Here is a 14,253-nt window from a genome sequence, read left to right on the forward strand (position 1 = left end):
GATATAAGGTGGTAATGATGAGTTCTGACAAGTTTAATATATTTTCTTTCTCGGGAAAGATGAAAATCATGCACTTGAGTTGGATGGCATTTTTCATCAGTTTCATGGTGTGGTTTAATGCCGCGCCATTAATGAGTGTGATAGCCCAAAGTTTAGGGCTGACCAATGAGCAAATTAAGACATTGCTTATTTTAAATGTGGCACTAACCATCCCTGCGCGGATCATTATAGGCATGGTGACGGATAAGTTTGGTCCAAGACTGACCTACTCGACATTGCTTATCTTGTGTAGCTTTCCCTGCTTCATGTTTGCGCTAGGTAATACCTTCGAGCAACTAGCGCTAGCTCGCTTTCTACTGGGTTTTATTGGTGCAGGCTTTGTCATCGGTATTCGTATGGTGAGTGAGTGGTTTCCGGCAAAAGAGCTAGGGACTGCAGAAGGTATTTACGGTGGATGGGGCAACTTCGGCTCCGCAGCTGCAGCGTTTACCTTACCAGTAATTGCACTTGCTTTTGGGGGAGAGGATGGCTGGCGATATGCCATAGGATTTACAGGTATTTTGAGCTTTATGTTTGCCTTTGTCTATTATTTTAATGTCTCAGACACGCCAAAAGGTTCAACCTACTTTAAGCCCAAAAAAGCCGGTGCACTTGAAGTGACCAGTAAGGGAGATTTAGCGTTACTGATAGTGATGAAACTCCCCATGTACGCAACCTTAGCACTGCTAGCTTGGAAGTTATCACCTGCTGGTGTGAAGATGTTCACTCAGGTGGAGGTCTACGGAATATACGCTATCTTGGTTGGCGTTCTTATGGTTGACCTGTATCAAACTTATCAGGTGAATAAGCATATATTTTCAGGCCCTGTGCCTGAGTTTGAGCGCTATCCTTTTAAGCAAGTCGCTGTATTAAATGTTCTGTATTTCTCAACATTTGGCTCTGAGCTGGCGGTTGTTTCTATGTTGCCTCTGTATTTTGCCGAAACCTTTGAGCTAGGACTCGCTCAAGCAGGTTTGCTGGCTTCAAGTTATGCTTTTATGAATTTGGTATCAAGGCCTGGTGGTGGCTGGATAAGTGACCGATTTGGTCGTAAGCCAACCTTGATGATTTTGACTGCGGGTTTAGCTTTAGGATACTTTGGTATGGCACAGATATCCTCTGACTGGTCATTGCCTCTGGCCGTATTGATGGTGATGACGTGCTCTTTCTTTGTTCAAGGCGGCGAGGGGGCAGTATTCGCTGCAGTCCCTTTGATAAAACGCCGTTTAACTGGACAAATTGCAGGAATGACAGGTGCCTACGGTAATGTCGGCGCGGTATTTTTCTTAACCGTGTACTCTATGGTTTCAACGCAGGTATTCTTTTATGTGATTGCAGCGAGTGCATTACTTGGCCTGGTGAGCTTACTGTTTTTAACTGAACCCAAGGGGCATATCGCTGAAGTGAATGAGCAAGGTGAAGTGACCTTAATTAATGTGAATTGATAAACATTAATTGAGCAATCTATACCGACCTTTGTTCATTACCATAGCGCCTAGGCCAAAGGAGTTAGGTGTTAGATTCTAGCTGCTAGGCGCTAGATTAAAGAATATCCGGCTAAAAAAGGAAACATTAGATGTCATCAGCGATTGGGAGTACAGCTTTAGAGGAGGTAACGGCCAAGTCTGCTAGTGCTTCGGCTGCATCCCATAATGGTCAACTGGCAGTGAATTCAGACTTGCCTTTGAATGGAGAGCTTGGAATTGCTGCGGGGCAATTTTCAGCTCAAGGGGCTAAGTCGACCAATGAAGATGCAATCGGCATTCGTATTCCAGATGGCATGATGCTGACAACCAAAGGTGCAGTATCAATAATTTGTGACGGTGTGAGCGCCGCAGAGGCCGCTGAAAAAGCCAGTTATATCAGTGTCAGTAATTTTATCTCGGATTACTACTCTACCCCAGATACCTGGAGTGTTGAAAAGTCCAGTAGCCAAGTACTCACTGCTTTGAATCGTTGGCTATATGGCCTAGGTCAAGATTATCGAGAAGCGCAGCGGGGTTATGTGTGTACCTTTACGGCTTTAGTTTTTAAATCTTGCAGTGCTCACTTGTTGCATGTGGGGGACTCAAGAGCCTATCGATTCAGAGCTGGAAAAATTGAGCGACTCAGCCGGGATCATGTCACCGTACTTGGTAAAGGCAAACGCTATCTGGCAAGAGCGCTAGGTTTAGATGTTAATCTGGATGTTGATTACCAAACGTTTGAGCTACAACAAGATGACCTGTATCTGTTGACGACCGACGGGATCCACGATGTTATTAGTGATCAAGAGTTAGCGGCAAAGTTATTGAGGTTTAGCCGTCAAGCTGTCTCAATGAGAGACTTCGATCAATTTTGTCAGTCATTGTGCATTCAAGCTACCGATGCAGGTAGCTTAGATAATGTCAGCTGCCAGCTGTTATCTATCGATATGCTGCCTAAGCAAAATATCGATGATCTCTATCAGCAGTTATCCAAGTTGCCTTTTCCACCGCCTTTATCTGAAGGGATGAGGTTAGATGGTTATACCGTTGAGCAGGTACTGCACCAAAGTCAGCGGAGTCAGGTGTATCTAGTATCAAACAGCGAAGGTAAAAAGCGATGTATTAAAACCCCCTCGGTTAATTACATTGACGATGGCGCTTATATCGAGCGGTTTATGCTCGAGAGCTGGATAGGCCACAGAATAAGTAGCCCTAATGTGGTTAAGTTATTGGATAGAGAGCGGGAAAAAAGTGCGCTGTATTATGTGACTGAACATCTTAATGGCATCTCATTAGCCACTTGGATAGCGCGTAACCCTAAGGCGTCGGTGCAGGAAGTACTCTTGCTGTTAAAACAGATAGAAACAGGGGTGAGGGCATTTCATCGTAAAGAGACTATTCATCAAGACTTAAAGCCTGACAATATTTTACTGACTTATGAAGGGCAAGTAAAAATTATCGATTTTGGGTCATGTTATATCAAGGGCATTGCCGAAATAGCCACGCCGCTCGAGCGAGACATTATTTTAGGTACTGCAGACTATTCTGCCCCTGAGAGTGTACTTGGATACCGAGTCACGAATAAGGCTGATCTGTTTTCGATGGCAGTATTAACCTATGAGATGTTGACAGGTCAACTCCCCTTCAAAGGTAAGCTAGCACAATGCCGAACTAAATCTGATTATCTTAACTTAGAATATGTGCCCTGTTATGAGCTCAATCCGTTAATCCCATTATGGATGGATCCCCCTATAAAGAGAGCACTTAATTTCGATCCCTCAAGTCGTCAGGATGATACCAGTGAACTAATTTTTGAGCTTAAGCAACCCTTAGCTAATTGGGATAAACCTGAGATGGGACGTTCATTGTTAGAAAGAGACCCGGTTAGGTTCTGGCAAGGTATGACACTCATTTTTGGCATCACCACATTGCTGTTATTACTCAACTAATCTTATAACCAACTAACCTTATAACCAACTGATTATATGCCAATTAAAGCCACTAACTATACTAAGGGATACTTGCCAGCTTGGGGTTTTTAATATAGGTTATTCTTAAATTAAGTTGATTTTGTACTAATAAATACTCATGGAGTTGGAGTTCTATTATGTGTCGTACTGACCGCAGTAGCTTAAGATGGAGTTTAACTCTGCTAGTACTTATATTACTGACAGCATGTTCAAGTTCGCCTTCTAAAAAATTAAATCTAAAACCGCAACTCCCACAAACCAATCAACAGCTTTTTCAGCTACCTGATGAGCAAGTTCCATCACTTAGCCAATTAACCTCTCTTACTCCAATACAAGTGCAAGAGATTGAGGTATTCGTATCTCAGCCTGACATCAGAAAACTACCGAAAAATAAGCAAGTATTTGAATATTTATCAAAAAAATTGGTGAACTTTAATTATGAAGGCGTCAATTATACAGCGAGTGAAGCGATGGATAATGCGGGTGGGAACTGTATGTCACTAGCACTATTGACCTTTGCTGTTGCAAAACAGCTCGGGGTAAAATCGGCATTTCAAGTAATGCATACTGAGCCTATGTTGCTTGAGGTAACTGAAAATATTGCGGTGACCTCTGATCATGTTCGAACCTATCTGTATGAAGAGAGTAATGAGGTACAAAGTGCCACGACTCTTTTTTTTAACCGAGACTATGTAATATTAGATTACTTCCCAGGACGTTACGATAGAACCGGCAAAGTTATCAATGAGCAACAGTTTTTTGCTATGTTTTATAGGAACCTTGCTGCAGATTCACTATTAGCGGGAAACTTTGACCTCGCCTACCAACTATTGGAGAAAGGGCTGAGTTATGATGAGTTGTATGCACCTCTTATCAATATGATGGCGATAATTCATAGGCGCAAAGGTGATGAAGATACTGCAGAACGGATTTATCAATATGGTCTCGATGTAACGGATTCAAAAATTAGCTTATTGAGTAATTATTACTTCCTATTATCAAAACAGGGCAACACTTTAGCCGCTGAGGAAATTAAGAAACAGCTGTTACAACTTGAAGATAGCAACCCCTATGATTGGTATCTGATAGGGAAAAGTGCAATGAAAAATGGCGATTTTAAAAGCGCTGAAGTCTATTTTAATAAATTTTTGAATAATACCCCCTATTATCATCAAGCTTATTTTGACTTGGCTAAAGCACAATACGCCATGGGTAGAGAAGTATTAGCGAAGAGTTCAATCAAGTTAGCGTTAGAATACGCTGAGCTACCACAGAGCCAAAAACAATACCTAGCAAAACTGAACTGGCTGGAGCAGATGTAAGTCTGGTTAGTCGATGTTGAGTTGAAGCTTGATAAAAGTCATCATTCCAAAGCGTTAGTCATTTATTTCCTCTTTTATAGCTTCTAGGCTTGTAGGTATAAAGTTTTATAAGCCCTAGTTGTTTAGTCTATTCCCCCCCCTCAAAAACGATCCCTTTGGTTAAGAGTTGTTAATACTCTAGAGGGATGATGTTGACCTGTTTACTCCTCATAATAGCCTGCAATTAAACTTGATAATCATAATTAGACAGGTTGAATATAGCGAGATGATGGGTTTAACCTTCTTATTTTACTATCAAGTTAATTATGTTTGGAAGTAAGTATTTCAATATGTTGTTTGTCTAGATAATGATTCGGTATGACCTAGTGAGTTCGCTACATAGTGATAACGCTTTGTCAGCCATTAACTAAGCTATGGAAAAGGAAGTCAGGGAAATGAAACATTCTAAAATTGCGCTATTAGTTTCGGCTGCACTATTTGCATCATTCGGAGCAAATGCAGACAGTACTGAAAACAGAGCTACTGTTGACCAAAATGGTACAAGTAACTCTGCAACAGTCACACAAGTTGATGAAAGTGTTAATAATGACGTGACAATCAATCAAATTGGTACAAGCAACGTTGCAAACGCAACCCAGGCTCGTACTTCTGAATCTACCGCAGATATTGACCAAGATGGTGAAAGAAACTTAGCAACTGTAGAACAGTCAGATGCAACTCAAACTTCTGTTGCGACAGTGGATACTATTGGTTCAGACAATAAAGCTTATGTTACACAGAAGCTAAATAACGCTCTTGCTGCTACTGCAACAGTGACCCAAAGAGGTGATACAAATACTGCAACAATTACTCAGAATAACGGTGATGCAGCGGTCTCTACTATCACTCAAAATGGTAATGGTGATATTGCAGAAGTTGATAACTTCTGGTCTGATAATGCAACCGCTACAATCGAGCAAAACCTAGGTACGGGTAATAGTGCGATTATTTCTCAAAATGATTCAGATTCAGCAGCGGCCGACCTAACTCAAACTGGTGCAGGCAACATAGGTTCAATTACTCAGAACACTGGCAACGGAATGCATAGCGCAGGATCTGATACAACTAACGCTTCATTAACTCAAACTGGTAATACTAACAATAGTACTGTTAGTCAGACTGCTATGTACAACAGCGCTGTTGTACTACAAGAGGGTGACTTAAACACGGCTAATGTAAAACAAAGTGCTGAATCAAATAGCGCTGATGTCTTTCAAGGCGGTAATTCTAACATAGCTAACGTTGACCAAACAGCTACAGCTAATACAGCTGATGTTGATCAAGATGGTAATGAGAATGAAGCTGATATTGACCAAACAGGTGCCAGTAACAGTGTGACTGTTGCGCAAACAAGCTCAGGCAGTTTTGCAAAGGTTGCTCAAATAGGTGAGAGTAACGGAGCGACTGTGGCGCAATCAGGCGCTGATCACAAAGCGACAATTACTCAAAGTGATTTTTCGAATATAGCTGGTGTGACTCAGTCAGGTTTGAATAACTCACTGACTTTAGTTCAAAGTGGTAGCGATTTAGGCTTAGGTAATACTGCTACAGTCTCTCAAGGTGGTACAAATGATATTGCGACGCTAAGTCAGATTGGTAACTCAAACCAAGTGGTTATAGCACAAGGGGCCGATAGTCATGATAATACTATCTCTGTTAGTCAATCTGGCCAAGAAAACTATGTGGGTGCAGCAAGTTTTGGTGGCGGTAACAGTGTAACAACAATTACTCAAACGGGTGATAGAAACAGTGTTTCTGAAAACCCAAATGCAAGTAACATACACGGTAGTGGTGTTGGTTCAGCTACTTATGGTTCAGACAATACGTTAAATATAGCTCAGAGTGGTGATGACAACACGGCTTATGCAGACTCTTCAAATGACGGCTCTATAGTAGATATTGCACAAGATGGTGAGTTTAATGATGCTGCAGTAGAATCTTGGTGGGGTAGTGATAACGAGATATTTGTCTCTCAAGTTGGTAATAACCATATAACTGATGTGTTTGTAGATGGTGGAAGTAGTAATCATGTTAATGTGACTCAAACTGACTCATACAACACTGCAACTGTTACCAGCGTTGGTTCTTCTAACAGCGTAACAATCACGCAGGGAACTGTTCCTACAATATAAACTTTTTTATATTGAGGTAAAAAAAGGGCTTCGGCCCTTTTTTTCTGCCTTAAACATCTTGTATAGAGAGTGGATATGAACTTATTACTTATCTCTATATCAGAGCAATGTCAGTTTTATAGTTAACTCTGAGAATTAAGTGGGTATTGGCTATCTATACTGTTTGTCTTTTTTATGGGAGTAGGTTGCACTGCTTTATGTTTGTAGTTCTGTTTTTTACACTGAAATCAATAAGTTTGGTGGAATAATTTAATAGTATAAAAGTATTATTTCAGATCGAAATATACAACTTTATGATGTCTGGGTTAATACTTTGAGTGGACGCTGCTAGTAATTTATCCCTACATAATCAACACCATTAATAAAACACTGGTTTATGAGTTTTGTTTATGGACAAGCATTCGCACGGACAGCGTAATCAAGGATACCCCCTAAAAGCTAAAGCGCTAACTCGTTTATGCTACATCTTCGTGTTCTTTATGCTTCCTTTCTACATCCATGCTAATCCAGATATAAGTTCCCATGATGAGCTATTTAGTCAGGATAACTCAGTCTATAGCGTACAAACCGGTAGCAATCTAAATACTTGGGTTGACCAAAATGGGCAATCTAATCGAGCGTTTGTATCGCAACAAGGCTCGGTGAGTTCATTTGTTGTTGAGCAGCAAGGGCTCTCAAATCAAATTTATTCAAGCCAAACTGGTGCCCAAATCGAAGCGCATATCTTACAGAGTGGAATTGGTAACCTTGTTATTTCGAGTCAAACAGGGACTGGATTAATGCTTGATGTTTCACAAATTGGTTATGGTAATCAGGCATACATAGCACAAACAGGACATGAAAATTCAATCCTCATTCAGCAGTACGGTACTGGTCATACGGTCAGTGTTGCTCAGTGGGGGAGTTCGCAAACAGCGGTGGTGACCCAAGGTCAAGCATCGGATTAAAGAAAGGGAATAGGGAAATGAAACATTCTAAAATCGCACTATTAGTATCGGCAGCCTTGATGGTATCAACAGGCGCTTTAGCTGAAGGCAGCACAGATAATTTAGCAACCGTTAATCAAGATGGCACTGGAAACTCTGCAACTGTTACTCAATCGCTAGAGAGCTCACTTAATGATGTGACAATTGATCAGATTGGCTCTGGTAACATTGCTTCTGCGACACAATCTAATACCCAAGATACAAGTGCAGATATTGATCAAGATGGCGCGGATAATAGAGCTTATATCACACAAAAAGATACCGCCGATACATCACTCGCAACAGTTAATACAGTGGGAGATGGTAACTTAGCAACAATTCTTCAGGAAAATGGCACTGAAGAGGGCGCTCATGCCTTGATCACTCAAAATGGCAGCGGTAACGTCGCTGAAGTTTCTCAGAACAGTGCCGATGCATCGCTTTCTAGTATCGATCAAAATGGTAGTGGTGATGAGGCTAGAATTAATAATCAGCAAACTGATAGGGCTGTTGCAACCATTACCCAGAATATTGGAGGTGGTAACTACGGCTTTATTGGTCAGACAGATTCTGACTATGCATCAGCAATTGTCACACAAACAGGTAGTGGTAACTCCGGTATTATATTTCAGACAACGACCGCTGATGATTGGTCAGAAACTGATGATACTCAAGCGACAATCACACAAACTGGTAATAATAACGTTGGTGATATAGAGCAGAACGCTAAACATAATGACGCGACAGTGACTCAAAGTGGTAACGGTAACTCAGGCACCATTGCACAAAATAATGAGAGTAATCTTGCTGAAGTCACTCAAACGGGTGATAGAAATATCACTTATGTTACACAGTCAGATGGTAATACTGCACAAGTCAATCAAATTAGTGATGACAGTAAGGTGTTAGTGATGCAGCTCTCTGCAGATAATCTAGCAACTGTTGATCAGTCTGGAACTTTCCAAACGGCTAATGTTTATCAGTATGGTGGTGGCAATAGTGCCGATATTGATCAAAGCAATAATGGTAACACGGCTAATGTGTCTCAAACGGCTACCGATCCTGGGTTTGGTAACTACTCGAAGGTTGAACAATACGGTGATAGCGACACATCATCTGTTGAACAAAACGGCACGAGTAACAATACAACGATTTATCAAGGTTTAGGCAGTCATGACAGTGAGATCACGGTTAGTCAAACAGGTGATGCTCACTACGCTGGTGTAGTTACCGCCTTTGGGGGAGATAACACTGTTAGTGTTACCCAAACTGGTGAAGGCCAATCTTTGACTGGTTCTATAGGTTACTCTGGAACTTTAGGTGACAGTAACACGCTAACAGTCAACCAACATGGCACAGACAATAGCGCAGAATCAATCTCCGGTTTTAGTGGTTCCAATGTTGATCTACTACAAGATGGGCAAGATAACTTTATCAGTGCCGTTGCCCTTGGTGAGCAAAACATGATTGATGTAGACCAGATTGGTTCAAATCATAAAGCCAATGTCTTTGTTGGGTATGGCCTAGGTAACAGTGCAACAATTCATCAATATGATGCAAGTAACACTGCAACTGTTTCGAGTATTGGTGCTGGTAACACGGTTGTAGTTACTCAAGGTTCAATTTAAAACGTTAACTCATATTTACCGACTAAATTGGAGAGGGTAAGTACCTCTTCAATTTAGTTTTACCCCTATCTCTTTCACTTCCTTTTCTTATAGAGCTTGTGAGTCACTATTCCTATCGTTTGAATATAAACATGACTATTAGTGACTTAGTCGTTATCAACGAATCACCTAGTAATATATCCAAATCCTTGTCTGTGGGTGTCCTTTCAATAGAGCATATGAAGCAAAGTTGGCTATCCAGCTTTAGTGTCAACAGTACTGTCACTTTGGTTGTAGTAGTTAAGTATTAGTACACCATGCAGAATACAATCTTTGTGTCATTTCCCTTCATACTTTTGGTTGATGATGTTGAATCCAGTTAACGAGATACTAGCGCCAATTATTTGACTTAGTTCAAGCAGGATGCGAGATGTTAGCTAAACAGGGTTGTCAACGAAATGCTAAACAAAGCAAGAAGAACTACAGTGCGACTTTTCTTTTTGTAGGCCTACTTTTTTCTCCACTATCCCATGCTGATGAAGATATCAGTTCTTTCGATGAGCTGTCTGGCGGCGATAACCTAGCATCGGTTAGTCAAGTCGGCGATAGCCACTTTGCAACCGTAAGCCAACAAGGTCTGAGTAACGAGTTATACCTGAGTCAAAGTGGGTTTAATAACTCTCTTACTGCCAGTCAGCAAGGTGTCGGTAACGAACTTTTGTTACTTCAGTCAGGCTCAGATATCGAAGCTAGCATTGTTCAGATAGGATACGGAAATTTAGTTCAAGCTAGTCAATTAGGTACCGCTTTAGCGCTTGATGTGACCCAAAACGGTTACGACAACCAAGCCTATATTCATCAGACTGGATATGAAAATTCAGTTTTGATCCAACAAAACGGATCTGGTCATGTAGTCGGTGTGGCTCAGTGGGGCAGTTCACAAACTGCGGTTATCACCCAAGGCCATACATCTAACTAAGGAAAGGGAAAACACCAATGAAGCAGACTAAAATCGCACTTGTAGTATCAGCTGCAATCTTAGCCTCTACGAGCGTTTATGCAGAGGATAGTACTAATAACTCAGCCGAAGTCAATCAACTTGGCGGTGTTCAAAACACTGCCACTGTTACCCAAGTTGATGAAAGTTCGGATAACATTGTGAATGTATATCAGGAAGGTTCGAGTAATACAGCTACTGCGACACAAGCTAGAACGACTGAAACGGAAGCGCGTATAAATCAGCAAGGCGATGGAAACACTGCAACTGTAGATCAGCAAGATGCAACGTCAACGGCGTTAGCGACAGTTGATTCTATCGGTAATGAAAATACGGCTTCAATCGTTCAGAAGCTAAATAATGAGCAATCTGCGCACGCATCCGTTGCACAAACTGGTAATGAAAACACGGCGACAGTGACTCAAAATAATGCTGATGCTGCGGTTTCAGCCGTTATTCAAAATGGTAATGGCGATACAGCTGAAATTGATAATCACTGGTCAGATTATGCTACTGCGACTATTGAACAAAATACTGGTACAGGAAATAGCGCGTATATTTCTCAAAACCGCTCAGATGGTGCATCAGCCGAGCTTACTCAGACAGGAGCTGGGAACAAGGGCGATATTTTACAAGAAACGGGTAACTATGCAGAATCTGATAATGACATCACCCATGCGGCTATGGAGCAGTCTGGTAGTGACAATATTGGTTTAGTTCAGCAATTTGCTAAAAAGAATAGTGCTTCGCTTATTCAAGGAGGCGATCGAAATGATGGCCATATCCGACAAACCAAAGCAAAAAATACTGCGTCACTCGATCAGCTTGGAAATGATAATACTGGTTTTATTCGTCAAACAGCTAAGAGCAATACCGCTTTTGTAGTTCAAGGTGGTAACAGTAACGACGCTACAGTAAAGCAGAGTGCCCGCCATAATACTGCTGATGTTCAGCAAAGTGGCCTGAGTAATATCACAGATGTTCAACAATCAGCTAGGCATAATGAAGCTATTGTTAATACTGAAGGTGATGCTAACCAAGTTTACCTTGTTCAGTCTGATTCAGGCAATGCGGCCGAGATTAACCAAGTGGGTGATTTAAATATTGCCAATGTAGATCAAACTGCACAGGGGAATATTGCCCTTGTTGATCAACTCGGTAGTGGTAATACTTCTGATATCGACCAAACAGGGGCTGAAAACCTTGTTTCGATTGATCAAAGTAGCTTAGGAAGCTCAGTAACTGTACTTCAATCTGGCTCATTTAATGGGTCAGAAGTATCACAGACTGGTGATGAGCAGACTGCAAACGTGACACAAAATGATTTTTCTAACATTGCCAACATTGACCAAAGTGGCGCGAATAACTCGTTAACGCTTACTCAAGGTGGCAGCCTAGAAGGAACTGGTAATACTGCTAATATCAATCAAGCTGGATTAAATGATACGGCATTAGTGACTCAGTCCGGTAATTCAAACTCTGTGCTTATTGACCAAGCTGATGACAGCTATGGTAACTCCATCAGTGTGACGCAGACAGGTTCTGATAACTATGCTGGAGCTGCCTCTCAAGGTGGTAACGGTAGCGAAATTACTATCGTTCAGTCAGGTACAGGTAACCGTGTAACAAACAGTGATACTGCTAGCAACTGGTATGGTAATGACCTCGGTGCGGGTACGTATGGTAATGATAATATAATCAATATTACACAAACTGGTACAGATAACTTAGCTTATGCAGATGCGGCAGATAGTGGATCACACATAGATATCGCACAAACTGGTGAGTTTAATAGTGCTACTGTTGAGTCATTCACAGGGGCTGGTAACGACATAGATGTTGTTCAAAATGGCAATAATCATGTCACAGACATTTATGTGGAAGGTGGTGCTGGCAATATTGTAAACGTGAGTCAGTACGATGCACACAATAGCGCAAACGTAACGAGTTTTGGTTCCAATAACCAAGTAATGATTATGCAAGGAAGCGTACCGGAATAATCTGTTTGTTTAAATAAAAGGGTGCATCTGCACCCTTTTATTTACTTATGTATTCCTTAGTAAGCCATTTTTAAGTGAAATACATGGATACGTATGTTGTATTAATGTAACTTCTTGGTGGCTGTCATAAGGTTTTCGTGATTATTTAACTGTGTCGACATGGAGTCAGCCGTATGTTCAAAGTTATAAATTGGATAGTAGTTTCTCGCTCTCAAATGCTGAGTGATCTTTTGGACACTCGTTGGCCTCAAGAATTTTTGGTTAAATTGGTTAAGGTTACTCCAGAGCAAGTTGAAACAGAGATTAAGGAAGGGGTGTTTTCTCTTGTTGTTATAGACCTGTCAACTGTCGATGTTCAAAAAGCTTATCAAATCCAACGTTACGTTGAGAAGGAGTATGCTGCAAGAGTGGTATTCCTTCATTATCCCAAGTTGATAGATGCGCGTTTTCTGATACATCCAACGGTCACTGCAGGTATTTTTTATAGTGATGCTTCGCTAGAAGAGGTTGGGGAAGGCTTAGGAAATATTTTAAGAGGGAAATCAGTTATTCCAGCACAATTAACTCAGCCAAATAGTGATGATTTGGTGAGTGTTGAAGGTAGCGATAATCTGACGATTCGTGAGCGTGAAGTACTTCAAGCCTTGTTAAGTGGTAGTACTAATGTCGATATAGCTAACCAACTATTTGTTAGTGAGAGCACAATTAAGACCCACCTTTATCGTGCATTTAGAAAAATTGGGGTGTCAAGTCGAGGCCAAGCAATAGCTTGGGCTCAAACACACCTTCATGAGGTACACCAGTGAAGCACTACTGGTTAATTATCTTATTACCTCTATTGCTTATCTATGCAACAGATACTAGCGCAGAAGCACTGCGTGAGGCTGAAATAAAAGCTAAAAAAGCATTAGAAGCTCAAAGCATTAGTGATGCTTTACCAAAACAAGAAACAGACCTGGTTGATGGACTTATTCTAAATCGGGCAATGACGCGTGTTGGTCATCGTTTTTACCGTGAATTCGTTTCTGCTTATAGAGACATTGGTGGTTACTCATCCCATTCCGGTCTCAGTATTGTCGAGCGTGCTACTGCGCGTAGTGGTAGTAAAGTGACAATTTTACATAACCGAAAACCTATATACATCACTGTAGTTTCACCTGCGAGTCGAAATATCGACGGGCAGGCTGCTGCTGCAGCATCAAGAGTTAATCAGACTCTTAGGCAAAATAAGAAACAGGCAAGTTGGGCACAGTTTTTAGACCCAGACCTTGCACCAGATGAATTTTAGACAGGGATCGCAAATGAATAATTTCAAATTATTAGGAAGTGGAATCGGCTTATGTCTACTGGCTTTTTCCAGTAGTGCAACGCAATTAATCTATACACCAGTAAACCCCAATTTCGGTGGCAGTTATCTAAATGGCTCATACCTGTTAGCTAATGCGTCGGCTCAAAATGACCATAAAAGCAGCTCAGGTTACGTCGCTCCTACAGCACTTGAACGCATGGCTAGCTCTTTAGAGTCCCGCTTGATGAGTCAATTGTTTAATGATGCTGCTAATGGTGGTGAAGGTTATTTAAAGACAACTGATTTTGAAATTAATGTGGTCAATGAAGATGGTACTTTACTCGTGCATATTATGGATATTGCGACAGGTGAAACCACTGTGATTGAGGTGGGTGGCTTGGTCGACACGGGTACGGAGGGGGGCTAGA

The 14,253-nt window shown here is 41.3% G+C and carries 11 protein-coding genes; all 11 read left to right on the plus strand.

Annotated elements, in window-relative coordinates; genetic code table 11:
• Window positions 1-17 precede the first annotated feature (17 nt).
• Window positions 18-1,484 carry a NarK family nitrate/nitrite MFS transporter gene (locus tag BM736_RS04910; protein WP_076409286.1) on the plus strand — a complete coding sequence of 489 codons (1,467 nt, stop codon included), beginning with the start codon at window positions 18-20 and terminating at the stop codon, window positions 1,482-1,484.
• Between the two features lie 131 nt (window positions 1,485-1,615).
• Window positions 1,616-3,454, plus strand: coding sequence for a bifunctional protein-serine/threonine kinase/phosphatase (locus BM736_RS04915; protein ID WP_083699840.1), 1,839 nt, complete (start codon window positions 1,616-1,618; stop codon window positions 3,452-3,454).
• Between the two features lie 158 nt (window positions 3,455-3,612).
• On the plus strand, window positions 3,613-4,797 hold the full coding sequence (locus BM736_RS04920; RefSeq protein WP_076409289.1) for a lipopolysaccharide assembly protein LapB: 1,185 nt from the start codon (window positions 3,613-3,615) through the stop codon (window positions 4,795-4,797).
• Between the two features lie 434 nt (window positions 4,798-5,231).
• Window positions 5,232-6,968, plus strand: coding sequence for a curlin (locus BM736_RS04925; RefSeq protein ID WP_076409292.1), 1,737 nt, complete (start codon window positions 5,232-5,234; stop codon window positions 6,966-6,968).
• A 389-nt stretch (window positions 6,969-7,357) separates the two neighbouring features.
• Entirely contained in the window at window positions 7,358-7,915 is a 558-nt protein-coding gene (locus tag BM736_RS04930) for a curlin (RefSeq protein WP_256717719.1), read from the plus strand.
• Between the two features lie 17 nt (window positions 7,916-7,932).
• On the plus strand, window positions 7,933-9,561 hold the full coding sequence (locus BM736_RS04935; RefSeq protein WP_076409294.1) for a hypothetical protein: 1,629 nt from the start codon (window positions 7,933-7,935) through the stop codon (window positions 9,559-9,561).
• Window positions 9,562-9,970: 409 nt separating this feature from the next.
• Entirely contained in the window at window positions 9,971-10,519 is a 549-nt protein-coding gene (locus BM736_RS04940; RefSeq protein WP_083699842.1) for a curlin, read from the plus strand.
• A 17-nt stretch (window positions 10,520-10,536) separates the two neighbouring features.
• Window positions 10,537-12,537 (plus strand): curlin, encoded by a 2,001-nt coding sequence (locus tag BM736_RS04945; RefSeq protein WP_076409297.1) that lies wholly within the window; start codon window positions 10,537-10,539, stop codon window positions 12,535-12,537.
• Window positions 12,538-12,710: 173 nt separating this feature from the next.
• The gene (locus BM736_RS04950) at window positions 12,711-13,343 is read left to right on the plus strand and encodes a LuxR C-terminal-related transcriptional regulator (protein ID WP_076409300.1); all 633 of its coding nucleotides are present in this window, start codon (window positions 12,711-12,713) and stop codon (window positions 13,341-13,343) included.
• Window positions 13,340-13,825 (plus strand): curli production assembly/transport protein CsgE, encoded by a 486-nt coding sequence (locus tag BM736_RS04955; protein WP_256717720.1) that lies wholly within the window; start codon window positions 13,340-13,342, stop codon window positions 13,823-13,825. Before BM736_RS04950 ends, BM736_RS04955 begins: the two co-directional genes overlap by 4 nt.
• Window positions 13,826-13,838: 13 nt before the next feature.
• On the plus strand, window positions 13,839-14,252 hold the full coding sequence (locus BM736_RS04960; protein WP_076409302.1) for a curli assembly protein CsgF: 414 nt from the start codon (window positions 13,839-13,841) through the stop codon (window positions 14,250-14,252).
• Window position 14,253: the final 1 nt, after the last annotated feature.

The organism is Shewanella sp. UCD-KL12, from assembly GCF_001957125.1.
In the GTDB taxonomy this organism is placed as follows: Bacteria; Pseudomonadota; Gammaproteobacteria; order Enterobacterales; family Shewanellaceae; genus Shewanella.

Coding starts and splice junctions, on each gene's coding strand:
- BM736_RS04915 (WP_083699840.1), top strand. CDS start 1,616: ATGTCATCAGCGATTGGGAGTACAGCTTTAGAGGAGGTAACGGCCAAG.
- BM736_RS04930 (WP_256717719.1), top strand. CDS start 7,358: ATGGACAAGCATTCGCACGGACAGCGTAATCAAGGATACCCCCTAAAA.
- BM736_RS04940 (WP_083699842.1), top strand. CDS start 9,971: ATGTTAGCTAAACAGGGTTGTCAACGAAATGCTAAACAAAGCAAGAAG.
- BM736_RS04960 (WP_076409302.1), top strand. CDS start 13,839: ATGAATAATTTCAAATTATTAGGAAGTGGAATCGGCTTATGTCTACTG.
- BM736_RS04950 (WP_076409300.1), top strand. CDS start 12,711: ATGTTCAAAGTTATAAATTGGATAGTAGTTTCTCGCTCTCAAATGCTG.
- BM736_RS04925 (WP_076409292.1), top strand. CDS start 5,232: ATGAAACATTCTAAAATTGCGCTATTAGTTTCGGCTGCACTATTTGCA.
- BM736_RS04935 (WP_076409294.1), top strand. CDS start 7,933: ATGAAACATTCTAAAATCGCACTATTAGTATCGGCAGCCTTGATGGTA.
- BM736_RS04910 (WP_076409286.1), top strand. CDS start 18: ATGAGTTCTGACAAGTTTAATATATTTTCTTTCTCGGGAAAGATGAAA.
- BM736_RS04945 (WP_076409297.1), top strand. CDS start 10,537: ATGAAGCAGACTAAAATCGCACTTGTAGTATCAGCTGCAATCTTAGCC.
- BM736_RS04920 (WP_076409289.1), top strand. CDS start 3,613: ATGTGTCGTACTGACCGCAGTAGCTTAAGATGGAGTTTAACTCTGCTA.